Source organism: Bacteroides sp. 1_1_30, assembly GCF_020982715.1.
GTDB lineage: Bacteria > Bacteroidota > Bacteroidia > Bacteroidales > Bacteroidaceae > Bacteroides > Bacteroides xylanisolvens.
This window is the reverse complement of the sequence record NZ_JAJKHN010000012.1, coordinates 68407-89259: the sequence shown is the minus strand read 5'-3', so window position 1 is coordinate 89259 and position 20853 is coordinate 68407. Positions and strand designations below refer to the sequence as shown.

Genomic DNA, 20853 nt, shown 5'->3' with positions numbered 1-20853 from the left:
ATTTTTTTAATCTTCCGCAAAGATAGTTCACTTGCGCGTATTAACATAACATATCCACAGGGTTTTCGGACTGACCCGCTTTTTGAGGTCCTTTTTCTGTCGTAGGCAGGTAAGAAAAAAGCCCCTTAAACCATTGGTTTAAAGAGCTTTGTCTTAGATTGTCGGAGTATTTTCATTTCTCCTATGTGATCCGCCTGGGGCTCGAACCCAGGACCCCAACATTAAAAGTGTTGTGCTCTACCTGCTGAGCTAGCGAATCAATCCTTATTTGCGAATCAGTTATTTCCTGATTGCGGGTGCAAAGGTAGTTACTTTTATTTAATTTGCAAGCATTACGTAGAAAAAAGTTTCAATTATTTTTCCTCGTTGTGGCTTGTTTCTTGATTATCAGTAGTTTCTACTTCATCATATTTTATTTTTTTCTTTGTTGATAATAAAGCGTTGGTAGTAGGAGAGCATCAAAGTTGTTAGTGGCAAGGCGATAATCATGCCGAGCATTCCCATTAATGAACCCCAGATAGAAAGAGATAAAAGGATGATGGCAGGATTCAGTCCGGTAATCTTTCCCATGATTTTGGGGACAAGGAAGGTATCCTGTATGATTTGTACGATTGCAAAGACGGCTAATGCACATGCAATGATAATCCAGAAGTTCTGTCCGGTGTCGGCAGCTTTGAGGATTGCCAATAAAATGGTGGGAAGGAAACCAATGATTTGCAAGTAGGGAACCATATTCAATGCTCCGATGAAAAGTCCCAGAGCGATAGCCATGGGGAAATCGATAATCAGGAAACCGATGCTGAAAAGAATACCTACGCAGAAAGCAACCAAAGCCTGTCCACGGAAATATCTGTTCATACCATCCTGTACGTCGTGAACCAGGTTGGAGGCAAACGTACGGTATTTATTGGGTAGCAGATGCAACCATCCTTCAGCTATCGCTTCGTAATCCAATAATATAAAGATTACATATAATAATATAATGAAAGAGGCAAGGATGCTGAATAGAATGTTGAGAGATTCTGCAAGCAAAGTCCACACTCTGGGGACGGTATCCTTGATTGTCGCCAGGATATTCTCTTCACTTAATACACGGTTCAACGCCTGAAGATCAATGTTCTCGTGGATAAATTCAGAAAGGTTCTTAGGTACATTGTTACCGGCTCCATTGGTGAGGTAAGTCACCAACAAATCGTTCATTCTGCCTATTTCCGAAATCATCGGCGGCACTAATAGGTAGAATAAAGTGACTCCGATAACCGTAATGAGGAATAAGGAACAGAAGATGGAAATAATGCGGCTTTTTAATCGTAGCTTATACTGGAAGAATTTGACTAACGGATAGACCATATAAGCTATCAGCCACGCAATAAAGAAAGGTAATAACACTCCGCTAAGACGTTCCACGAGCATTAATATTCCTACAACTAACACACATCCGATGGAACCGCGTATAAAACTGTCGAATGTTATCTTTTTCCTTTCCATAATCTGTTTCTTTTATAGAGTTTATACTTTCTGCTCATCTTCCCCTCGTGCACGGAGATAACATTCCCTGCACAGAGGCTCATATTCGGCTGTTTCGCCTAAAAGAACCTGTTTCTCATTCTTGACTGTACGATGTGAGAAAGAGGCCAGCTGACCACATTTCACACAGATCGCATGAACTTTGGAGACTTCATCGGCAATGGCGCACAATTGTGGCATAGGTCCAAATGGATTTCCTTTGAAGTCCATATCCAATCCTGCAATGATAACACGGATTCCATTGTTGGCAAGCTGGTTGCATACATCAATCAAACCACTGTCGAAGAACTGTGCTTCATCAATACCTACTACATCTATCTCAGAAGTAAACAGTAAAATGCTGGCTGACGAATCGATGGGAGTGGAGGCGATAGAATGGCTGTCGTGAGAGACTACGTCTTCTTCTGAATAACGGGTGTCGATAGCAGGTTTGAATATCTCGACACGTTGTTTCGCGAATTTCGCTCTCTTCATTCTGCGAATCAATTCCTCTGTCTTTCCGGAGAACATAGAACCGCAGATTACTTCGATCCGGCCTCTTCTTCTAGTCTCCTGTATGTGGTCTTCTGAAAATAATACCATGAGATTTTGTGTTTTCTTGATTAAATAAATATGTGGACAAAGGTAAGCAATTCGATGTGCAAGAACTGTTAAATTATCCATTATTTTAAGTTATTGCATAAATTATTCCTACATTCGCACCGTATAAACAATGGACTGACATGAAACAGAAGCTATTAACAGATATTGAGTTGGATGTTCATGAGTTGAAGTATCTCATGGATTCATTTACCAAGGAGCCGACTCCGACTTTGTCTGAACTGTTGAAGCGGAGCATTACACGGATGCAGGGGCGTTTGGAAGAACTGCAGCAGGAGGTGGATGCTGTTCAGGTAATTTCTCCGTCAGCTGTGGAAGAGACAGCGGAAGAGGAGGATGAAGTTGCCGGGTCTGAAGAGGATTCCCCCGTGATTATACAATCTCTCGAATCGGTTGTTGTGAAAGAAGATGAGGAAGGAGAAGCCATTGTTGCGGAAGAGAAACCTGTCGTAATAGCGGCAGCTGCAGAGACAGCAGAAGCAGCAGCAGCAGAAGAAGCAGCAGCAGCAGCAGCAGAAGAAGAAGAAGAAGAAGAAGAAGAAGAAGAAGGGAAAAAAGAGGAATCGGCAATTGTTGAGGAACCTGTCGTTGAAACTGTTGTGAAAGAGGAAGAACCTAAATCGGCTGTGTTGGGAGAAAGTCTCAAACTGTCTGCCGGCTTGCGACATGCTATCAGTTTGAATGATTCTTTCCGTTTTTCTCGTGAACTGTTCGGAGGCAACACTGATTTGATGAATCGGGTTATCGAACAGATATCAGTAATGAGTTCCTACAAGACTGCAGTCGCATTTCTGTCCTCGAAAGTCGAATTGAATGAAGAAAAGGAGGCGGTGAACGACTTTCTGGAGCTACTAAAGAAATATTTTAATCAATCAGTATAAAACAAAAACAAGATGGGAAAGCTATATGTGGTGCCTACGCCGGTAGGGAATCTGGAGGACATGACTTTTCGGGCTATCAAAGTCCTGAAAGAGGTCGATCTGATTTTGGCGGAGGATACACGTACTTCCGGTATCTTGTTGAAACACTTTGAAATAAAGAATGCAATGCAATCCCACCACAAATTTAATGAACATAAAACGGTGGAAAGTGTTGTTAATAGAATAAAGGCAGGTGAAACGGTGGCACTTATTTCGGATGCCGGAACGCCTGGAATTTCCGATCCCGGATTTCTGGTTGTTCGTGAATGTGTGCGCAACGGTATTGAAGTGCAGTGCTTGCCGGGAGCAACCGCTTTTGTTCCGGCACTCGTAGCATCGGGATTGCCGAACGAGAAGTTCTGCTTCGAGGGATTTCTCCCCCAGAAGAAAGGACGGCAGACACGACTGAAGACATTGGCGGAAGAACACCGCACGATGGTGTTTTATGAATCACCCCACCGTCTGTTGAAGACGTTAACACAGTTTGCCGAATATTTCGGTGCTGAACGTCAGGCAACCGTGTCGCGTGAAATATCCAAACTCCATGAAGAAACAGTTCGGGGCAGTTTGGCTGAATTGATAGAACACTTTACCGCTACCGAACCCCGGGGCGAGATTGTGATAGTATTAGCAGGAATAGATGATTAAATAACTTCATTAAAAAACGTAAAACGTAAACGTATGAAAAAGTTAGCTGTTTTATTTGTATGCGTAGCCTTGTTGGCTTCGTGTGATGGCTTTAAAGGTGGAAGTAAAGACCTGAAAGCTGAAAATGATTCTCTTTTGATGGAACTGAACCAGCGCAACGCTGAACTGGATGATATGATGGGGACTTTCAATGAAGTTCAGGAAGGTTTCCGTAAGATCAATGCTGCCGAAAGCCGTGTTGACTTGCAGCGTGGAACCATCACTGAAAACTCTGCCAGTGCCAAGCAACAGATTGCTTCTGACATCGAATTCATCTCCAAGCAAATGGAAGAAAACAAAGCGCAGATTGCAAAGTTACAGGCACAGTTGAAGAATAGCAATTACAATTCTGCACAGATGAAAAAAGCTGTTGCCGCTTTGACTGCTGAATTGAACGCTAAACAACAGCGTATCGAAGAGCTTCAAACAGAACTGGCTTCCAAGAATATCCGTATTCAGGAATTGGATGCTGCTGTCAGCGATCTGTCTGTAGCAAAAGAAACTCTGGCCGCAGAAAACGAAGCGAAAGCTAAAACCGTTGCAGAACAGGAAAAGAGCCTGAATGCTGCCTGGTTCGTATTTGGTACTAAATCTGAATTGAAAGCTCAAAAGATTCTTCAGAGCGGAGACGTGTTGAAGAGCGCTGATTTCAATAAGGATTATTTCACGCAGATCGATATCCGTACAACCAAAGAAATCAAGTTGTACTCTAAACGTGCTGAATTACTGACTACTCATCCGACCGGTTCTTATGAATTGGTAAAAGATGATAAAGGCCAGTTGACATTGAAGATTACTAATCCTACTGAATTCTGGAGTGTATCCAGATACTTGGTTATCCAGGTAAAATAAGGTAGATATCCCTTTTGAATTGCCAATGTGCTGATTCCTGGATTCAAGAAATTAGCACATTGGCTTTTTTGTTTCTTATTATATAACTACTGATGAAATATAAAAATCTTTTTTTTGATCTTGATGATACCATCTGGGCTTTTTCTCAAAATGCTCGTAACACCTTTGAGGAAGTATATCAGAAATATTCGTTCGACCGCTATTTTGATTCATTCAATCATTATTATACTCTTTATCAACAAAGAAATACCGAACTCTGGGTTGAGTACGGTGAAGGAAAGATAACGAAGGATGAATTGAACAGCCAACGTTTCTTTTATCCTTTACAGGCCGTGGGAGTGAAAGATGAAGCGCTCGCTGAACGGTTTTCGAGAGATTTTTTCGCTATTATCCCTACTAAAAGTGTTTTAATGCCTCATGCAAAGGAGGTATTGGAGTATCTTGCTCCCAAATATAACCTCTATATCCTTTCCAATGGGTTTCGTGAATTGCAATCACGTAAGATGCGTTCGGCAGGAGTGGACGGGTATTTCAGAAAGGTGATTCTCTCGGAAGATCTCGGAGTGCTGAAGCCTTGGCCGGAGATATTCAATTTTGCTTTGTCTGCTACTCAATCCGAGTTGCGCGAATCCTTAATGATTGGTGATAGTTGGGAAGCGGATATAACCGGAGCGCACGGAGTAGGGATGCATCAGGTTTTCTACAATGTGACAGAACGGACAGCTTTCCCTTTCCTCCCTACTTATCACATCCATTCCTTGAAAGAATTAATGGATTTATTATAGGTTTTCTGGATTAAGTCGTATTTTTGTTGCGTTTTAGTTTTGCATAAAATACGATATAATCATGGATAGTACGCTTCTGCCTTTCGCCTTACTTTGTTTCACTTCATTCTTCACGTTGACCAACCCGTTGGGAACGATGCCTGTCTTTCTTACCATGACTCATGGTATGACGGATAAAGAACGTCAGTCTATCGTACGTCGTGCTACTATTGTGTCGTTTATTACATTGATGGTATTTGTCTTTGCCGGGCAGTTTCTTTTCAAGTTCTTCGGTATCTCTACCAATGGTTTCCGTATTGCCGGTGGGGTGATTATCTTCAAGATAGGCTTTGATATGCTTCAAGCCCGCTATACACCGATGAAGTTGAAGGACGAAGAAATCAAAACGTATGCGGATGATATCTCTATTACTCCTCTCGGTATTCCTATGTTATGCGGTCCCGGAGCGATTGCCAATGCAATCGTTTTGATGCAGGATGCGCATTCTTATGAAATGAAGGGGATATTGATAGGTACTATCGCCCTGATTTATCTGCTGACTTTCTTTATTCTTCGTGCTTCCACGAAATTGGTAAAAGTCTTGGGTGAAACGGGTAATAATGTGATGATGCGTCTTATGGGACTGATTCTGATGGTGATTGCAGTGGAATGTTTCGTTAGCGGATTGAAGCCGATTCTGGTAGATATTGTGAGGGAAGGAATGATTCCTTGATGAATAAGAATATGAGGGACGGAGAGTTCCTATAATGAAACTTGCCTCTGTTACAAAAAGATTTGTAGCAGGGGCAAGTGCTTTAAGATACGGTTTTTAGACATTTTGCATGTCTTTATGTTACCTTTCTGTGGCTATTTTCCTTTGGGATATACATAATGTGTATTTGCCCATTTGTTCCATTCGTCTACCAGTTGTTTTAGAATCTTGGGGTTTTCTCTGGACAAATTAACCCGTTCTGTACGGTCTTTCTCTAAGTTGAAAAGTTCCCATACTTTAGAGTTCTGGTCTTTAACGGCTTTCCAGTTTTTCCACCATACTACACAGTTGTCAAAGTGTTCACCAAAAATATATTCGTGCAATTCGGTGTCTGTATTGGTTAGTATCGGTAGCATGCTTGCGCCTTCCAAAGGAATGATCTCATTTCCTCCATGATAAGTCTTCGGATAGGTCGTTTCCGCTGCATCGATGAAGGTTGCCATGATGTCAGGCAGGAAAGCTCTATTGTGTCTTATCTCGCCATTGTATTTTGCATACTTGTCGGGCCAGGAAATAATCAATGGAGTGGAGGTCCCGCCTTCATACGCTCTTACTTTATACTTACGGTATGGAGTATTGCTAACCTGTGCCCATGGCAGGCCATAGGATGGATTTACCCATTCATCCGGATTGTTAATCATATCGATGGTTCCGAAACCTTTCTCACGATGAGGCTCGGCACATGCACCATTATCCGACAAGAAAATAAGTAAGGTGTTATTCAGCTCCCCTTTTTCTTCCAGGTACTTTATTAACCGTCCCACATTATAATCCATGCAATGAACTTGTGCCGCATATACTGACATTCTTCTATCCAGTTCTATTTGTTCATCTTCGGTCAGTTCGGACCATTGGCGACCCTCCCATTGAGCAAGATCCCAATTTTTGTCTACCAATCCCATTTTAATCATACGTTTCAAACGGGCTTCACGTACTTTCTGCCAACCTTTCCGGTACTTGCCTACAAATTTGTCTATATCCTCCTGTTTAGCATGTAACGGCCAATGGGGAGCGTTGTATGCCAGGTAAAGGAAGAACGGATTGTCATCTTTGGGGCGTTCGTCGACAAATTTAATCGCATAATCAGTAAATGCGTCAGTAGTGTAATAAGGTTGTTCCGGTGGAGGCAACTGTTGATTGTCTAAAGTCAGATTGCGATCTCCATGAGGTTGCAGATAACTGCAAGCTCCTGACAAGATACCATAAAAATGATCAAAGCCACGTTGCAACGGCCATTTTTCCTGTCCGTGCATGCCTACATGCCATTTCCCCGACATATAGGTGTGATAACCGGCTTCTTTCAGCACTTCTGCTATGGTGACCGAATTACGGTTCAAGTATCCCATGTATCCGTGCACTCCATGATCTTCGGCAGAATGAGGATCTTCGGACATCATTCCGATACCTGCCTGTTGGGGATAAAGTCCGGTCAGTAGACTGGCACGGGAAGGGCAGGAGCGTCCTGTGTTGCAGAAATGGGTAAAGCGTACTCCTTTTTTTGCCAGATTATCTAGATTGGGCGTAAGAATTTCTCCTCCGTAGCACCCTAGATCGGAATATCCCATATCGTCCACCATGATTAAAACAATGTTGGGCTTTGGGTCATTCTGGGCTGCTGCATGTAGGGACAGTAAGGATGCAGTTCCCATTAATAACATGTTTTTGTTTGTCATATAATTTTGTTTTATTTTTTTTGTCAGTATATTTATTAAATAAATATACTGACAAATTATTTCTTAGATGAATTATTTCAGTCTGAAAATTTCTGAATAGACAGCTTGGTCCGCTCCGTTCGCTTTTACACCGATGCGGGCGAATAGGGCTTTGGCTGACTGTACATTCTGGTTACTCGTAATATCCAGCGAAATATTTGTTACTCCGGGATTTATATTGGATAAATTTTGCCGGGCTATATTCGTGTTCTCGTCAACAAAAGTTGTTTTGCTGACGAGTAGCATTGCCTGGCTTATCTTGGCATCCTGTACTATTTGCTGTATATTGCACGTGCCGGATACGATGTTGTTATCTAATGTGATATTTTCGTCTGATATTGTAAAATAAGGGGTGACTTTTACTTCACATTGTGTTTTTCCTTTTACTTCCACATATATGGTATCGCGGTTATTCACCCAGGGACCGTTTTTGTCTTTAGTTACCAGTTTGTACGGACCATCGAAAAGTACTGCAGAGAAAGTTCCGTCCTGTGTGGCATACACGGTGATAGGATCATGGTTGGCATAACCATCCTGATACAATTGTAGTTGAATACCTCCGTTTGTACCTTTCAAACCGAGTTGTTTTCCCTTATACGTGATTTTCCCTTCCAGAAATGATTCTGGTTCGTCGTAATTGTCTAAACCGCAACTTATGGCAAGCAGGGAAAGTGAAAGCAAAGAAAATATAGTTCTTATTTTTTTCATTGTTTTACAGTTTTATGTTTTACTGATAGGGATTTTTCACTAATAACGGGTTCTTGTTGAGCCAGCTGTTATCGAAGAGGTTATAATAGTTCTTCATCTGGAAATAGCGGGGGTAAGGAACCATGTAGGCTTTCTTTTTGTCGAATACCCACATCTTGTCATTGGCGCTACCCGGATCATTAACCTGATAAGGGAATAGTTCGTAGAGCTGTGCATCCGGATTTTCCGAATTACCATCCCAGATTTCGTGAGCCAGGCGCCAGCGTTTCAGATCCCAGTAACGATGATCTTCCAATGCAAATTCCACCCGATATTCGCGGACAATATCTTCAAATGTGATTGATTCCAGTTCGCTGATGCCGGCGCGTGTACGAACAGGATTGATGTAGTTCAGCGGATCATCTTCTCCGGTTTTATTGAGCTCATAAGCAGCCTCACAAGCTATCATATATGCTTCTGAAATACGGAAACGAGGATACCACATGGTACTCATCTTCGAATTGGTAGAAGCACCGATGGTTTCGTCCAGGAATTTGCGGAAGAAGAAACCTGTTTTGTTTATACGGATTTCATTTGATTCCATTGGTCCGTTGATAGAAGTTATCAGGCGGTTATTGTCATCGTAAGAATCGGCTTTACCTATGATTTCTTTCCAATTTCCGTTTCCGTCGGGCACTTTCTGACCGGCTTGCAACACTACTTCACTTCTTCAAATATAAAGTATATTGATAATCAGTTAGTTACTGTTATCAAGATACAAATGATATGCAAATGTAAGTATAAAACCATATAGAAAAAGTACAAATGGACATTACTTTGTATGATAACATCCTTTTCTACAGATTAAGGGTTAACACAATGTTATACTACTGATATTCAGCATATTGAAGCTGTTCTTCCTTGCATTCAACAAAGAGTGTTAAATTATATTAAATCCTACAGGGCAATTATGATTCGTGCAAAGATAATATTTTGCAGTCAAAGGAAGAAAGACTTCTTGAACCACTTCTATGGTTCTATACTTCTGTTTCTGACGTAAGCTGACCCGTACGGTTTTCGGGTTTTAGACGGACATATATACAGTTTACTTTAGGTTAGCATATATATAAGAGCTAACCAAGGTAAACTAAAGTGTTTTTGTCCTGTAGATACTGCACTTTGTGGACTCTTTTCTCCTTTGACTGCAAAAACCTCTTATAGCCTTATCTCCACCTATAACGTCACTTCACACTGCTGTACCATGCAGTCTGCCATGTACCACCCCATCGGGCTTTGATAAGAATTGTGTTGCAAAGGTACCTGTCATGGCGTTCATCCTGCAAGGTCGGTGCCTGTGGTTTGTCCGTGAAATCTCCACGCTCTGATTGTGGCAGAGGTAGTATTTGACGGCAAAACCTTGCATTGATGAGCCATAACACCTTTTGGGGCAACATAATTCTTTAATCAATCCCGATGGTAGTTGGTTCTACATAAGGGAAGAAAATAAAAATTTTATCTTATGGCTAACATTTGCGACACTCAGTACAAGGTGACAGGCTCACGCAAAGCCGTGGCAGACCTTTGGAACACACTCCAAGAGTTGGAGGTGAACAGTAATAATGTGTATCTGTATCTCTTGGCAGAACACTATGGCATTGACTACGAGAAGAAAGGCATCTCGGTGAGAGGACACATCTATTGGGCAGAGTATGAGGAGAACGTGGAAGACGATTATGCCCTCTTGTCCTTTGACACCGAAAGTGCTTGGTCTTCATGCGACTTGTTCTTTGAGGAGGTGAACAAGGCACTTGGCGATGAACTTTCAATCAGTTGGCGAGAGGTTGAGCCAGGTTGCGACATCTTCTATACGCACGATGAGAACGACTTCTTCCCCGAAGAGTGCTACGTCACTGCATACGGAGAACTCTTTGAGGATTGTGAGGGTGCTTACTCCACCTTTGGTGATGCTATCAAGTTGTGGTGTGAGAAGACTGGTGTCTCACAGGACGGAAGAAGCGAACAGAAGATGATTGACTTCATCAATGAATACGAGTATGAGGCAGAGGACACGAATTTCTGCATCAATCCAATCACATTCGGCTAACAAGGAGGAACGGATATGGCAACGATAGACATGGAGCAGTTGGACGGCGTTGTAGGGTGTTTCTGCACCTTGCTTTATCCCCGAAGAGGTCAGACAGAGGGAACGATTGTCGAGGACTTGGGTTGTGAGGTCATTGTCCAGCTCATCAACGGCAAGGAAGTGACGGAGTACAAGGATGATGTTGTCATCTGTGAATAATCAGGAGAGAGTCTGTTGGCTATGTGGCTTGCAGACTCTTTCTTCCTTTGACTGCAAAAACTCTTTTAGGACAATCCTCCAATGAGGTTATGGCTGTTGTAACTGAAATACCTTGGGAGCAAGTTGTGCGGTTTGCTCACTTGCTCCAGTCCTGTTATAGAAGCGATGCTTCGACACCTGTATAGCGATACGTCGCCAAAGTCCCTTCGCCGTTTTAAGCGTCTCTGTACCTTGTTATAGGAATGGTCATTTCGCCTTTTGGTTTTACTCGTCTGTCTTTTGCGACTCTTCCTTGTCGGACACAGAACTTGGTCTTAGCATGATGACAGTGCTATCGCCAATCCTCTGATGTCTGTCCTCTTTTGGCTTGATGCCTCTATTGCTAAGCTGACCCTTAGGCTTGTCGTTCATCGTGCATCAGTGTTCATGCTCCTCACTCTTCTGATGATACAGCTGTAAGGTCGGATTTCCCGCTTCGTTTCTCCAGGCATACAGCCATAGCAGTGCCCCTGTCTGTTGCATACGGATTGCCTCCTTGCTTACAACCTTTGTTCCATTGTTTGGCCCCGTCTTTTTCTGAATTGAGCTATTTGAAAGCCACTTATTTTTACCATGCAAAGGTAGCGTGATGCTGCGAAGGACTTCCTCCTTCTTGTGTGGCCGCTATCGCTGTGACCAATAAAATAGTGCGTAATCTTCCTTTTTCTCCCTTACCGCCAACGACAAAAAGAGTATTGCGAACGATTTTCATGGTGCTTCCCACATGGTGCCACATCCCTGCTTTTGAATGCATGTAAAAATTAAGTTTCACTTTTAAATTCAATTCAAAATGAAAAAGATCGAGAACAACTTCACAGTTTCAGGTTTCGTAGGTAAGGATGCAGAAATCCGTCAGTTCGCAAACGCCAGCGTAGCACGCTTCTCATTGGCAGTAGGCCGTCAGGAGAAGAACGGCGAGGAAACCAACCGCGTATCGGCTTTCATGAATATGGAGGCATGGCGCAAGAACGAGCACACCGAATCATTCGACAAGCTCACCAAGGGCACGTTGCTCACCGTCGAGGGTTTCTTCAAGCCAGAGGAGTGGACAGACAAGGATGGCGTGAAGCACTCCAGAATCATCATGGTTGCAACCAAGTTCTACGAGTGTCCCGACAAGGAGGAGACTCCTGCGGAAGAGCCGGCCAAGCCAGCAACCAAGAAAGGCAAGAAATAGCCTTTCCTCTCCATAACAAGGCGACCTTCGGGTCGCTTTTGTTTTGCTCAGGGACATCAATCTGCTGTTATAGCGTGTGATAATCTTCTCTAATAACAACCATGTGCATTTATTAACCATAACGGCAACGCCGTCTTCCTTTATTCTAACCACTTCGTCCCTCACCATTTGCGAAACGTCACCAAGATGGTTGGCATACAGATATTCCCGGCTGATGGCGACAAAGTCGCTATTAGCCAAGAAAGACAGTATGCCAAGGTCTGAACGCGAGAGGACTGCCATCTATGCCACAAGATGCCGAAGCCGAGGCTTCTGATAATTGTGTCCTTTACTGGCTATCCACTCGCCTTGATATTCAGACCGTCAATCTTGCGACAGCTTCACTACCCACCCACACCTGCTTTACTATTCTTCTTCTCTTTGACTGCAAAATATTTTCTGTTATAAGCGGTGGTTTCGTCCAAGTGCGTTGTATCGCTTCGCCCCACACCTTCAGAACGGCATTACTGTACGGACACCGCACGAATCCCATGTGACAGGCAGCCAACAATGTCACTATCAGAAACTGACACTTCTGATAACTGCCTTTATTGCTGTCTGGCTGTCCCATTATCGGGCTTCGGCAATGTCCGTGTAATGCCATTCTGCCCACCCATACCACCTTTACCACTAATCAACTGTTTTACAATTTCTCTTCTGCTATACAAGAGGCAGTTCTTGTCCACTCAGGCATATTGAATGTGGCAGACATGTCTGCTACGTCCAATCTGCCTCAGTGTCCTGCGGCAAGGACAAGGCACATTTGTCATGCTGACAGGAGTGCCCGATTTGTCCGTTGCGCAACTGTCTCTTCTTGCCTGATATACGTTACTATCTACTTCTAAATTATACTGCTTTGCCCCACGCCTTTGCGAAGCGTTACATGGTCTGTCGTCATACAGACATCCTTGGCTGATGGCAACACGTTGCTATTAGCCAAAGCTGACAGTATGCCGAAGTACCGACGCGAGAGAATTGTCTGTCCGTGCTACAAGCTATCAAGGCTGAAGCTTTGATGACTTGCATCCCGGTCAGCCAACACACTCGCTTTATGTCGGTACAGCAGACCTGCAAACACTTCACTGCCCACCCTTACTGTTTCAATCTTTCTTCTTACCTCTTTATATATAACACATCATTCCTCTTGCAGCCAATATCAATAATCTTCTTCCAATCAGCGCAGTGGTAGGCATATTTCCTGCAAAGTTAGCCGCGTCTGAGACAATCGTCAAATTCTGCTTGAGGTCTTGTGACTGTGAACAATCTTCCTTTTCCTCGGAAAAGAGTATTCTTCACACATAATTTGTCTTTATGTCTTTTCTTGCGGCTTGTGGGAGCAGAAAATATCCCTCCACAGGCTGAAAGGTCTCGAAAGGAGGGAAGAGAAAGAAACGGTTAAGCGAACGCAGAGGGAATTTATTCACTATGCTGAGCGTAAGTTTCTTCAACGTAGTTAAACAAGTCCAGCGACATGGGCGACAAACTTATTTGTATCACTAAAAATAGAAAGGCAATGAAGATTATCATCCTGCATGATGCTGACGCACGCATCGAGTATCTTGACGTAGCCGACCACCTTCTCGGCTCAGACATCGAGGAGTTCCTCACCAGACAGGGCTTCTCAGTGAACAACATCACATGGCTTGTCACATCGGCAGACCATATCCCAGTGGTTTACCACAAGTATGACATCGACTGCAAGACCGGCGAGGCAACCCACACCAAACGAGAGGCAGAACTGCAAGACCTCACTATCCACGGACAACTCCAGGCATTGCAGCACCGGGAGCAGGACGAGCTGAAAGCGGCTCTTCGCAAGTACGGCACGGAGGTGGACGGAGGCTTTGAGGTGCATTTCGAGGGAGAGCAGCCCATCGTGGCAGGTTATCTCTTTGACGAGCCTCGTGACATCGTCATAGACGCAGCACGTTTGGATGCCGACGGAAACTTGTCGCTTCTTGGAGAGGACAAGGAAGTGAGGGATGGACAATACGACATAGAGCCAAGCGACATATTTGGCGGTCAGTTGGACTATGTCACGTCGAGTATAGGTGCATGGATGAAGTAGGAGCATGTATGACCCAGTGCATCGTATATGACGAGACGACCAAGGAGAGCGAGACCTTTTGCTCATTGACCGCAGCCAAGAAGTGGATGCGAGAGCGCATCAAACAGAAGCATGAGGTAAGCGGACAGAAGTACAGAGTCTATTCCGACGGAGAGTTTGTTAATTGCGGCTCTATCAGTCTCACAGGCAGCAACAAGTCTTTTGTCGCCAATACAAGGCAGACGAAGAAAGGATATTAATAACAAGGTAACGGCAAGCCTAACCAACTTGCCACACATATATTGATATGGAAAAGCAAATATTGAGTTTTAATGACTTGCCATCAGCATTGTCATTAGTAATAAACAAGCTGGAGATTTTAGAAGAAAAGTTTTCCACACTAATGACTCAAATTCAGCCCGATAAGGGATTGGAATGGCTTAGTGTTTCCGAATTGAGTGAGTATCTCCCTACCCATCCAGTTGAACACACAATCTATTGTTGGACAAGCAATAAACAAATACCATTCCATAAGAAGGGGAAACGTATCATGTTCCTCAAATCTGAAATTGATGAGTGGATGCAAGATAACAAGAGTAGGTCACGAGCAGAAATTATGAATGAAGCAATAGCTTATGTTCAATCAACAAGAAAAGTCATTTAAATAACAAGGTAACGGCAAGTCTAACCAACTTGCCACTATAACATTTTCACATTATGATTTACACTCACACTATCGGACGCATCGGAGCAAAGGATTGCCGCGTCATCACAGGTACACACGGAACATTCATGGCTGTTGACATCGCAGTGGACGACTACAGTAAGGGCAAGCAAATCACCACTTGGGTAAGGGTGAAGAGCAGCAAGGAGAACCATATCCGTTTGGCTGAATACCTCACCAAGGGTCGTATGGTGCTTGTGGAAGGCACACTGACTTCTTCCATTTGGACAGACCGCAACGGAGAGAACCACATACAGCATAGCATCATAGCTGACTCCATCGCCTTTGTCAATGCAGGGAAGAAGGATGCAACCGACACACCTGCAACAAAGGCACGCAAGGCAGCCAAGGCAGAGGGCGAGGCTCCCGTACCGCCAGCCGATGCACCGCAGGACAAGAGCGAAGACCTTCCCTTCTGAGGGTAGTATCAACTGAGAGTAGTACGTACTAATCGTAGTAAATCCGCTTTTACTATGGTTAGTATGTACTATCAGTAGTAGAATAGTAAAGTAGTATTCACTAATAGTAGTATCATGTTATGACACAGATAATTGCAGTATTAAATCACAAGGGTGGTGTAGGGAAAAGTACGACCGCAGTAAGCCTTGCGGCAGCTCTGCAACTGAGTAAGAAGAACGTCTTGGCTATTGACATGGATGGACAAGCCAACCTCACGGAAGCCTTGGGATTGTCCATCGAGGAAGAACAGACAGTCTATGGCGCAATGTGTGGACAGTACACCTTGCCGTTGGTCAAGTTGCACAACGGCATCACCGTCTCACCCTCATGCCTTGACCTGTCTGCGGCTGAGTTAGAGCTTATCAGCGAGCCGGGACGGGAGCTTATCTTGAAGGGACTTATCACCAAAGCCATCGCCAAAGAGCATTTCGACTACATCATCATCGACTGTCCACCGTCATTGGGCTTGCTGACCTTGAATGCCCTCACCGCAGCCGACTACATCATCATCCCTGTTCAAGCGCAATACCTTGCCATGAGAGGTATGGCAAAGTTGATGGACATCATCCGCATCGTTCAGGAGCGGCTCAACTCCAACCTTAAAGTGGGCGGCATCGTCATCACCCAGTTCGATCGCCGCAAGACGTTGAACCGAAGCGTGAGGGAAATCGTCAATGACAGTTTTCACGAGAAGGTTTTCAAGACCGTCATCCGTGATAATGTGGCTTTGGCAGAAGCACCCATCAACGGCAAGACTATCTTTGAGTATAATCCCAAATCCAATGGTGCCAGTGATTATATGTCTTTGGCAAAAGAAGTGTTAAACTTAAAATAGCATAGCCATGAGCAAGAGCAGTATGTTGAAAGAGGGAATGAAAGGCGGTCTCAACGGACTCCTTTCTTCCACAAAGAAGCCGAGTAAGGAGCAGATAGTCACAGAAACTACACCAGCACCACCTGTGTCTGTTTCTGAGACTACCGAAGTGCCGGTGCATTGCAATTTCCTTATCAACAAGAGCATCCACACGAGGATGAAGTACCTCGCCATCAAGAAAGGGATGTCCTTGCGTGATATTGTCAATGAGGCAATGACAGAATACCTAAAGCGGCATGACACATGAGTGCCGCGCGGTATCATCGCCGAACAGACGATGATACCGCTATCTCTTCTATAAACAGACTTTACTATCCGTAGTATGGTAGTAAAAACTATTCGACTATTATACTATTCGTAGTCGATACTACTTTTAGAAAATACTATCCAACTCATTTTTAGGGCAATAGTTTTCTCTGCTTGTAGGACTGTCTCCATGCTGATAAAAGGCAATGTCGTTCCCTATTACAAGATTTTCTCTTTTTCCCTCATATCAACTATCGTCCTTCCCCATATACAGCTTCGCCCCACGCCATCCCGCCCGTTTCCTCTTTTACATAACAGATTTCTTTTCGCCTGCCTTGCCGCTGCGGATATTGTTTTGCAAAGGTAATGCTGGCGATTGTTCAAACACCAAATCGTCCATTGCATTTGACCGAAAAATCTTCCTCTGCGTGCAGAGCGTATTTTTCGCTCCCGATTTGGCTTTTTGATCGCCATCACTCTTGGAAAGCAAAAAATATCCCTTGGGCAGGCAGGAAAAGCCTCCGAAATAAGGGAAGAAAAAACATAAGAGCAATGGCACACAAGAATGACTATCAAATCCAAAAGCAGTTAGACAAGCCTCAGACTTGGTTCTGCAAATACTATCCCGCACGCATCCGCAATGTGGGTGAGAAGGAGATTGCCGACAGACAATTAGTGTTTGACTTCAAGGACGGAAGAGCCTACGAGGAAGTGGCGCAGCGCACCGCAGAGAATATGCTGACACTCTACGGCAAGGGTTGCGTGAACATCGTCTTCGCCCCCGTTCCAGCATCCACAAGCGAGAGCAACGAACTCCGCTACAAGGCTTTCTGCCACAGGGTGTGTGAATTGACAGGAGCGGAAAACGGCTACGAGCACGTGAGGGTATGCGGAGAGCGTAAGACCATCCACGATAACCGCAAGAACGAGGATGAAGTCCGCAAGGCGAATGTCGTTGAGTTTGATGAGCCGTTCTTCGACAACAAAATGGTGTTGGTCTTTGACGATGTGATAACCAAGGGTCTCAGCTATGCCAAGTATGCCAACCAACTCGAAAGGCTCGGGGCATGTGTTATTGGCGGTATGTTCCTCGCACGCACACATTATAAAGTAAGGTAAAGTATGACAAAGTACGACAAGGCAGTGTCCGTATGCTTCAGCGGACACCGCAGCGTACCTTTCGCCAAGCGGAGGGAGTTGAAGCAATGTCTCAAATCGGAGATAGCCAAGGCGTATGCCGACGGCTACCGGTATTTCTATTGTGGCATGGCAATGGGATTTGACCTGCTGGCGGCAGAAGCCGCCCTTTCGTTGCAATGCGAGTTGAAGGACTTGCAGGTGATAGCCGTTGTGCCGTTCCGTGGTCAGTCTGACCGGTGGAGCAAGGAAGAGCAAGCCAAGTATGATGCCATCCTGCGCATCGTGGATGACGTGGTCGTATTGAGCGAGCAATACTACAATGGCTGCCTTCTGAGGCGCAACGACTATATGGTCAACCGCAGTTCACGTCTCATAGCCTACTTCGATGGCAATCCCAAGGGCGGCACGTTCTACACCGTCAGAGAAGCCAAGAGGCAGGGATTGGACATAGTGAATCTTCATAATAGTGTATAACCCATAAAACAGAAAATGCTTATGGACGATATTGTTGCAATCATCGTTTGCTACTTCGTGTTCGGAGCTTTGGGCAATGTGCTCAGAGCTTTGTTCGGCGGAGAGAGACGAAACGACTTCCGCCGTGACCGCTAAGCGTCTTTAAACCAAGATACGCTGACAGCCATACGTCTGCACCTTACCCCAAAAAGATGCAGCGGATAATTGTGTCCGTAGGCAAGGATATTCAGATTCCTCACCTTAACATTTTGATAAAAATAAAGATACTGCTGCCTATATTTCAAGACAGCAGTATAAACCTTACTCTGCAGGTGCCCATTTGCAACGCACAGGAGAGACGATTGCACCCTCTGCTTTCAGCTGCTTCATGGCTGCATCTACCTCTTTGCGGTCGAGACCGCTGAGTTCTGCGATTTTACCTGCGTTGAGAGGCTGACCAGCCTCTTTCATTGTTGCCAATACTTTTTCTTTTGCGTCCATTGTTTTGATGATTTGATGTTTTGTTTATAATCTTGTTATTAACTCTTGTATTTTGTCTTCCCTTATAATCTTCGGTTGTGCCTTACCTGCCAGAACGAGAATTTTCTTCCCGTTTCTGTAGATGTGCAGCTGTCTGCTTCGTACCACTGCTGTCAAGGTCTCATCATCCTGCATGGCTTGCCATATAGGATAATACACACCTTCTGGTTCAAACAACTTCTTCTGAAGGTGTGAGCACATGTTGGTTGTATCTATTGTCATATCGTTACGTCATATCATTAACATGATTCTGCCAGCTTCTTTTGTGAACATTTCAGGGAAACGGCAGATTGTTGCATACACCTGCTTGCTTGTCACAGGCTGACCGTCCTTTCTCAGGTGCAGCCTATGACGATTGATGGCATCGGCAATCTGGTCGGTTGTCATGCCGCCATTTCGCTTTACCATCACATATACTATGGCTTCTTCTATCTTCATCCTTTATTCATCTGTTTTTCAATCCATGCCATCAATACGGCAACAGCATATTCCTGTTCTTCCTTGGTCAGTGCCCTGCCTGCTGAGATGTGATGCCACTTGAAGAAGCATCCCCGGCAACAACAGCCAGTGGCATGTTGAGCCAGGAAAACAGGATGCCCACGCATGGGAGTCTGCTTGCCGTCGTTCGGTATGACAGCCGGAGCAAGTCTTTTTGCCACAAAGTCCTCTGCGTGTTTTCGTATCGTCGGCAATCCCTTTTCCATTACATACTCCCTGTCTTGCTTGGACAGATGGAACCGGCTGCGAAAATCAGACTTTGCCAATCTCTCAAAGAGATTCGTCAGGTCATACTCTTTCTTATCACCAGGAACGCTTTCTTGCGGCTCTTCCTCTTGGAACAACGATGGATATATGTATTTCTGTGACATCATTATCTGTTGCTTCTGATTTCTAATGTTATATCCATATATGACCGCTTGCCGTCTATATAGTCTGCATAGAGTATTTCTTCGCTTCTGCCTTTCAGAATATGGCACTTACCGCACAGCTCACAGTTGTGCAGACATCTCCATTCATTCAGAACGTAATCCAAACGTTCCTCTCGTGTAGATGATTCAATAGAGGGTGTGCTCATAATCAGTGTCTCCCACAGCGTGGTCAATCAGTGCCTGAAACTCTTCTTCCGTATAGTCTTCTTCCCAACCATACGTTACGTCCTTTATGCCCAAAGTAAACCCTAATGCCTCAGAATAGGATATGCCAATTTCAGCTGCAAGGTCTCTTGCCGCTTGAAAAATCTGCTCTTCTTTGCTTAAGGGCAGTTGTTTCGCTTTCTTATGTTTTTTCTTTGGTTTCCCCATTTGAGTATATTCGTTTAATAATCAGCGTTGATGGGCATCTTGAAATTCCTGTATTTCTTTCGGAGTTCCTCATTTTGCGCCTTCATTTCCTCATACATATCATTCAGTGCGTCAGGAAATCCCCATCCACAAGGGCTTGCCCAACGAAGGCATTGCTTGATTCGGGAATCATACTTGTCCCAAAGGTCATAAAGCACGATGTGGCGCAATGTCTTGTCGAAATTACTCTCAACAGAATCATAGAATTGCTCCCACATGTCTCCATAGTCATAAGTGAACTGACAGGCATTCTCCATATAGAACACCATCAATTCTGCGACTGAATCTTCCGAAGGCTTCAGTTTCTTGAAGTCGGACAATGCCTTGCGGCACACTGAGAAGCGTGTCTTTGGCTCTCTGTTTCTGCTCGGATAGAACTCTTCCCGTATGATGTGCTTATACTCTTCCAGCTTCTGGCCCTCATTCGGCTCTGCATAGAAGTCAAGATATTCCTTTGCCTCTTTCCGTGCAGAATAAAGTTCCAATACCATTTTTATTATTTCACTCTTGTCCATGGACATGAGGACAGACTTTAATTTAGATTTTGACATTTCTGCTCTTTTATCTTAAAAACGGGTCAATCGTTGCCAGCAACTCTGATTTCTGCATCACACCGCTCGTCCTCCACAACACTTCGCCGCGTCTGAACAGCATCAATGTGGGCACAGACTGTATGCCATACTGACTTGCAGTCACCCCATACTTGTCCACATCTACCTTGATGATGCGGATTCTGTCACCCAACACTTCCTTCACCTGCTCAAGGATGGGGTGCATCATCTTGCATGGCTGGCACCAGGTGGCGAAGAAATCGACCAAGACAAGTTGGTCACTTGATATAACGTCTTTGAATGTTTCCATTACGATTTTCTGTAAAATTATGCTATTTTCTTTCCTGTTATCTTACAATACTGCCCTGCAAATGTTAAAATCGAGAAGAATTCAATGAAAA

31 protein-coding genes, 1 tRNA gene and 1 pseudogene are annotated in these 20853 nt (G+C 44.2%); 16 read left to right on the top strand and 17 right to left on the bottom strand.

Translation table 11 applies throughout. From position 1 onward, the window contains the following. Positions 1-186: 186 nt before the first annotated feature. From LPH68_RS05175 to LPH68_RS05165, 3 genes and pseudogenes are all read right to left on the bottom strand, one after another. Positions 187-259, bottom strand: a tRNA-Lys gene (locus LPH68_RS05175). A gap of 94 nt (positions 260-353) precedes the next feature. Beyond that, positions 354-1488, bottom strand: a pseudogene (locus LPH68_RS05170) (AI-2E family transporter). 21 nt (positions 1489-1509) lie between these two features. Then, a complete protein-coding gene (locus LPH68_RS05165; protein WP_004299175.1) occupies positions 1510-2109 on the bottom strand; it encodes a thymidine kinase in 600 nt (199 codons plus the stop codon). Positions 2110-2249: 140 nt separating this feature from the next. Here LPH68_RS05165 and LPH68_RS05160 point away from each other — a divergent pair, with 140 nt between their 5' ends. The 5 genes from LPH68_RS05160 to LPH68_RS05140 all read left to right on the top strand — a co-directional run bounded on the left by LPH68_RS05160 (position 2250) and on the right by LPH68_RS05140 (position 6083). After that, positions 2250-3008, top strand: coding sequence for a hypothetical protein (locus tag LPH68_RS05160; RefSeq protein WP_230296870.1), 759 nt, complete (start codon positions 2250-2252; stop codon positions 3006-3008). 12 nt (positions 3009-3020) lie between these two features. After that, positions 3021-3695, top strand: coding sequence for a 16S rRNA (cytidine(1402)-2'-O)-methyltransferase (gene rsmI / locus LPH68_RS05155; RefSeq protein ID WP_004299177.1), 675 nt, complete (start codon positions 3021-3023; stop codon positions 3693-3695). Positions 3696-3728: 33 nt separating this feature from the next. Further along, entirely contained in the window at positions 3729-4586 is an 858-nt protein-coding gene (locus LPH68_RS05150) for a hypothetical protein (RefSeq protein ID WP_004326281.1), read from the top strand. A 92-nt stretch (positions 4587-4678) separates the two neighbouring features. Next, entirely contained in the window at positions 4679-5371 is a 693-nt protein-coding gene (locus LPH68_RS05145) for a YjjG family noncanonical pyrimidine nucleotidase (RefSeq protein ID WP_008777220.1), read from the top strand. A 61-nt stretch (positions 5372-5432) separates the two neighbouring features. Continuing rightward, positions 5433-6083, top strand: a complete 651-nt coding sequence (locus tag LPH68_RS05140) for a MarC family protein (protein WP_004306500.1) — start codon at positions 5433-5435, stop codon at positions 6081-6083. 134 nt (positions 6084-6217) lie between these two features. Here LPH68_RS05140 and LPH68_RS05135 read toward each other — a convergent pair whose 3' ends face one another. From LPH68_RS05135 to LPH68_RS05120, 4 genes are all read right to left on the bottom strand, one after another. Next, positions 6218-7795, bottom strand: coding sequence for an arylsulfatase (locus LPH68_RS05135; RefSeq protein WP_128859700.1), 1578 nt, complete (start codon positions 7793-7795; stop codon positions 6218-6220). Between the two features lie 72 nt (positions 7796-7867). Continuing rightward, positions 7868-8542 carry a DUF3823 domain-containing protein gene (locus LPH68_RS05130; protein ID WP_061448223.1) on the bottom strand — a complete coding sequence of 225 codons (675 nt, stop codon included), beginning with the start codon at positions 8540-8542 and terminating at the stop codon, positions 7868-7870. Positions 8543-8561: 19 nt separating this feature from the next. Further along, positions 8562-9239, bottom strand: a complete 678-nt coding sequence (locus tag LPH68_RS05125) for a RagB/SusD family nutrient uptake outer membrane protein (RefSeq protein ID WP_230296869.1) — start codon at positions 9237-9239, stop codon at positions 8562-8564. Positions 9240-9762: 523 nt separating this feature from the next. Next, positions 9763-9975: a hypothetical protein gene (locus tag LPH68_RS05120; protein ID WP_007837487.1), complete on the bottom strand. Its 213-nt coding sequence runs from the start codon at positions 9973-9975 to the stop codon at positions 9763-9765. 65 nt (positions 9976-10040) lie between these two features. Here LPH68_RS05120 and LPH68_RS05115 point away from each other — a divergent pair, with 65 nt between their 5' ends. Both LPH68_RS05115 and LPH68_RS05110 read left to right on the top strand, forming a co-directional pair. After that, complete coding sequence (locus tag LPH68_RS05115) at positions 10041-10625, top strand: hypothetical protein (protein WP_005816332.1); 585 nt, start codon at positions 10041-10043, stop codon at positions 10623-10625. Between the two features lie 15 nt (positions 10626-10640). Continuing rightward, complete coding sequence (locus LPH68_RS05110; RefSeq protein WP_004319908.1) at positions 10641-10823, top strand: hypothetical protein; 183 nt, start codon at positions 10641-10643, stop codon at positions 10821-10823. A gap of 607 nt (positions 10824-11430) precedes the next feature. Here the strand turns inward: LPH68_RS05110 and LPH68_RS05105 are convergent. After that, complete coding sequence (locus LPH68_RS05105) at positions 11431-11574, bottom strand: hypothetical protein (RefSeq protein ID WP_007897403.1); 144 nt, start codon at positions 11572-11574, stop codon at positions 11431-11433. Between the two features lie 78 nt (positions 11575-11652). On the opposite strand from LPH68_RS05105, the gene LPH68_RS05100 reads away from it, so the two are divergent. Continuing rightward, positions 11653-12039 (top strand): single-stranded DNA-binding protein, encoded by a 387-nt coding sequence (locus LPH68_RS05100; RefSeq protein WP_004319910.1) that lies wholly within the window; start codon positions 11653-11655, stop codon positions 12037-12039. Between the two features lie 355 nt (positions 12040-12394). On the opposite strand, the gene LPH68_RS05095 is transcribed toward LPH68_RS05100, so the two are convergent. Continuing rightward, positions 12395-12709: a hypothetical protein gene (locus LPH68_RS05095; RefSeq protein ID WP_224204806.1), complete on the bottom strand. Its 315-nt coding sequence runs from the start codon at positions 12707-12709 to the stop codon at positions 12395-12397. Positions 12710-13591: 882 nt separating this feature from the next. On the opposite strand from LPH68_RS05095, the gene LPH68_RS05090 reads away from it, so the two are divergent. The 6 genes from LPH68_RS05090 to LPH68_RS05065 all read left to right on the top strand — a co-directional run bounded on the left by LPH68_RS05090 (position 13592) and on the right by LPH68_RS05065 (position 16429). Further along, on the top strand, positions 13592-14146 hold the full coding sequence (locus LPH68_RS05090) for a hypothetical protein (protein ID WP_005816324.1): 555 nt from the start codon (positions 13592-13594) through the stop codon (positions 14144-14146). Then, the gene (locus LPH68_RS05085; RefSeq protein WP_007837480.1) at positions 14134-14385 is read left to right on the top strand and encodes a hypothetical protein; all 252 of its coding nucleotides are present in this window, start codon (positions 14134-14136) and stop codon (positions 14383-14385) included. The genes LPH68_RS05090 and LPH68_RS05085 overlap by 13 nt, the downstream gene beginning before the upstream one ends. Before the next feature lie 47 nt (positions 14386-14432). Continuing rightward, positions 14433-14789, top strand: a complete 357-nt coding sequence (locus LPH68_RS05080; protein WP_007837478.1) for a helix-turn-helix domain-containing protein — start codon at positions 14433-14435, stop codon at positions 14787-14789. Positions 14790-14842: 53 nt separating this feature from the next. Then, on the top strand, positions 14843-15268 hold the full coding sequence (locus LPH68_RS05075; protein ID WP_005816321.1) for a single-stranded DNA-binding protein: 426 nt from the start codon (positions 14843-14845) through the stop codon (positions 15266-15268). A gap of 119 nt (positions 15269-15387) precedes the next feature. Continuing rightward, on the top strand, positions 15388-16143 hold the full coding sequence (locus LPH68_RS05070; RefSeq protein ID WP_005816319.1) for a ParA family protein: 756 nt from the start codon (positions 15388-15390) through the stop codon (positions 16141-16143). A 7-nt stretch (positions 16144-16150) separates the two neighbouring features. Further along, entirely contained in the window at positions 16151-16429 is a 279-nt protein-coding gene (locus LPH68_RS05065; RefSeq protein ID WP_005816317.1) for a plasmid partition protein ParG, read from the top strand. A 306-nt stretch (positions 16430-16735) separates the two neighbouring features. Here LPH68_RS05065 and LPH68_RS05060 read toward each other — a convergent pair whose 3' ends face one another. Then, positions 16736-16987 carry a hypothetical protein gene (locus LPH68_RS05060; protein WP_225494525.1) on the bottom strand — a complete coding sequence of 84 codons (252 nt, stop codon included), beginning with the start codon at positions 16985-16987 and terminating at the stop codon, positions 16736-16738. Between LPH68_RS05060 and LPH68_RS05055 the strand changes: the two genes are divergently transcribed. Both LPH68_RS05055 and LPH68_RS05050 read left to right on the top strand, forming a co-directional pair. After that, a complete protein-coding gene (locus LPH68_RS05055; RefSeq protein ID WP_005816315.1) occupies positions 16981-17547 on the top strand; it encodes a hypothetical protein in 567 nt (188 codons plus the stop codon). The two genes, LPH68_RS05060 and LPH68_RS05055, sit on opposite strands and share 7 nt — an antisense overlap. A 3-nt stretch (positions 17548-17550) precedes the next feature. Then, the gene (locus LPH68_RS05050) at positions 17551-18042 is read left to right on the top strand and encodes an SLOG family protein (RefSeq protein ID WP_005816313.1); all 492 of its coding nucleotides are present in this window, start codon (positions 17551-17553) and stop codon (positions 18040-18042) included. 300 nt (positions 18043-18342) lie between these two features. On the opposite strand, the gene LPH68_RS05045 is transcribed toward LPH68_RS05050, so the two are convergent. From LPH68_RS05045 to trxA, 7 genes are all read right to left on the bottom strand, one after another. Beyond that, on the bottom strand, positions 18343-18522 hold the full coding sequence (locus LPH68_RS05045) for a transcriptional regulator (RefSeq protein ID WP_005816310.1): 180 nt from the start codon (positions 18520-18522) through the stop codon (positions 18343-18345). A gap of 24 nt (positions 18523-18546) precedes the next feature. Beyond that, positions 18547-18783, bottom strand: a complete 237-nt coding sequence (locus LPH68_RS05040; RefSeq protein ID WP_005816304.1) for a hypothetical protein — start codon at positions 18781-18783, stop codon at positions 18547-18549. A 9-nt stretch (positions 18784-18792) separates the two neighbouring features. Next, complete coding sequence (locus LPH68_RS05035; RefSeq protein ID WP_005816302.1) at positions 18793-18999, bottom strand: hypothetical protein; 207 nt, start codon at positions 18997-18999, stop codon at positions 18793-18795. Beyond that, complete coding sequence (locus LPH68_RS05030) at positions 18996-19433, bottom strand: DUF4186 domain-containing protein (protein WP_005816300.1); 438 nt, start codon at positions 19431-19433, stop codon at positions 18996-18998. The genes LPH68_RS05035 and LPH68_RS05030 overlap by 4 nt, the downstream gene beginning before the upstream one ends. Positions 19434-19616: 183 nt before the next feature. Next, positions 19617-19862, bottom strand: coding sequence for a hypothetical protein (locus LPH68_RS05025; protein WP_005816298.1), 246 nt, complete (start codon positions 19860-19862; stop codon positions 19617-19619). A 14-nt stretch (positions 19863-19876) separates the two neighbouring features. Beyond that, complete coding sequence (locus LPH68_RS05020) at positions 19877-20452, bottom strand: DUF6155 family protein (RefSeq protein WP_007837469.1); 576 nt, start codon at positions 20450-20452, stop codon at positions 19877-19879. A 10-nt stretch (positions 20453-20462) separates the two neighbouring features. Continuing rightward, positions 20463-20762, bottom strand: coding sequence for a thioredoxin (gene trxA, locus LPH68_RS05015; protein WP_005816294.1), 300 nt, complete (start codon positions 20760-20762; stop codon positions 20463-20465). Between the last annotated feature and the right edge of the window lie 91 nt (positions 20763-20853).

Excerpts from the sequence above, each read along its gene's own strand:
- LPH68_RS05105 (WP_007897403.1), bottom strand. The coding sequence starts at position 11,574 with ATGAAAATCGTTCGCAATACTCTTTTTGTCGTTGGCGGTAAGGGAGAA.
- rsmI (WP_004299177.1), top strand. The coding sequence starts at position 3,021 with ATGGGAAAGCTATATGTGGTGCCTACGCCGGTAGGGAATCTGGAGGAC.
- LPH68_RS05135 (WP_128859700.1), bottom strand. The coding sequence starts at position 7,795 with ATGACAAACAAAAACATGTTATTAATGGGAACTGCATCCTTACTGTCC.
- LPH68_RS05140 (WP_004306500.1), top strand. The coding sequence starts at position 5,433 with ATGGATAGTACGCTTCTGCCTTTCGCCTTACTTTGTTTCACTTCATTC.
- LPH68_RS05160 (WP_230296870.1), top strand. The coding sequence starts at position 2,250 with ATGAAACAGAAGCTATTAACAGATATTGAGTTGGATGTTCATGAGTTG.
- LPH68_RS05100 (WP_004319910.1), top strand. The coding sequence starts at position 11,653 with ATGAAAAAGATCGAGAACAACTTCACAGTTTCAGGTTTCGTAGGTAAG.
- LPH68_RS05120 (WP_007837487.1), bottom strand. The coding sequence starts at position 9,975 with ATGTTGCCCCAAAAGGTGTTATGGCTCATCAATGCAAGGTTTTGCCGT.
- LPH68_RS05165 (WP_004299175.1), bottom strand. The coding sequence starts at position 2,109 with ATGGTATTATTTTCAGAAGACCACATACAGGAGACTAGAAGAAGAGGC.
- LPH68_RS05035 (WP_005816302.1), bottom strand. The coding sequence starts at position 18,999 with ATGAAGATAGAAGAAGCCATAGTATATGTGATGGTAAAGCGAAATGGC.
- LPH68_RS05110 (WP_004319908.1), top strand. The coding sequence starts at position 10,641 with ATGGCAACGATAGACATGGAGCAGTTGGACGGCGTTGTAGGGTGTTTC.
- LPH68_RS05070 (WP_005816319.1), top strand. The coding sequence starts at position 15,388 with ATGACACAGATAATTGCAGTATTAAATCACAAGGGTGGTGTAGGGAAA.
- LPH68_RS05075 (WP_005816321.1), top strand. The coding sequence starts at position 14,843 with ATGATTTACACTCACACTATCGGACGCATCGGAGCAAAGGATTGCCGC.
- LPH68_RS05145 (WP_008777220.1), top strand. The coding sequence starts at position 4,679 with ATGAAATATAAAAATCTTTTTTTTGATCTTGATGATACCATCTGGGCT.
- LPH68_RS05055 (WP_005816315.1), top strand. The coding sequence starts at position 16,981 with ATGGCACACAAGAATGACTATCAAATCCAAAAGCAGTTAGACAAGCCT.
- LPH68_RS05150 (WP_004326281.1), top strand. The coding sequence starts at position 3,729 with ATGAAAAAGTTAGCTGTTTTATTTGTATGCGTAGCCTTGTTGGCTTCG.
- LPH68_RS05025 (WP_005816298.1), bottom strand. The coding sequence starts at position 19,862 with ATGGGGAAACCAAAGAAAAAACATAAGAAAGCGAAACAACTGCCCTTA.
- trxA (WP_005816294.1), bottom strand. The coding sequence starts at position 20,762 with ATGGAAACATTCAAAGACGTTATATCAAGTGACCAACTTGTCTTGGTC.
- LPH68_RS05050 (WP_005816313.1), top strand. The coding sequence starts at position 17,551 with ATGACAAAGTACGACAAGGCAGTGTCCGTATGCTTCAGCGGACACCGC.
- LPH68_RS05080 (WP_007837478.1), top strand. The coding sequence starts at position 14,433 with ATGGAAAAGCAAATATTGAGTTTTAATGACTTGCCATCAGCATTGTCA.
- LPH68_RS05045 (WP_005816310.1), bottom strand. The coding sequence starts at position 18,522 with ATGGACGCAAAAGAAAAAGTATTGGCAACAATGAAAGAGGCTGGTCAG.
- LPH68_RS05065 (WP_005816317.1), top strand. The coding sequence starts at position 16,151 with ATGAGCAAGAGCAGTATGTTGAAAGAGGGAATGAAAGGCGGTCTCAAC.
- LPH68_RS05085 (WP_007837480.1), top strand. The coding sequence starts at position 14,134 with ATGGATGAAGTAGGAGCATGTATGACCCAGTGCATCGTATATGACGAG.
- LPH68_RS05040 (WP_005816304.1), bottom strand. The coding sequence starts at position 18,783 with ATGACAATAGATACAACCAACATGTGCTCACACCTTCAGAAGAAGTTG.
- LPH68_RS05020 (WP_007837469.1), bottom strand. The coding sequence starts at position 20,452 with ATGTCAAAATCTAAATTAAAGTCTGTCCTCATGTCCATGGACAAGAGT.
- LPH68_RS05030 (WP_005816300.1), bottom strand. The coding sequence starts at position 19,433 with ATGATGTCACAGAAATACATATATCCATCGTTGTTCCAAGAGGAAGAG.
- LPH68_RS05115 (WP_005816332.1), top strand. The coding sequence starts at position 10,041 with ATGGCTAACATTTGCGACACTCAGTACAAGGTGACAGGCTCACGCAAA.
- LPH68_RS05090 (WP_005816324.1), top strand. The coding sequence starts at position 13,592 with ATGAAGATTATCATCCTGCATGATGCTGACGCACGCATCGAGTATCTT.
- LPH68_RS05130 (WP_061448223.1), bottom strand. The coding sequence starts at position 8,542 with ATGAAAAAAATAAGAACTATATTTTCTTTGCTTTCACTTTCCCTGCTT.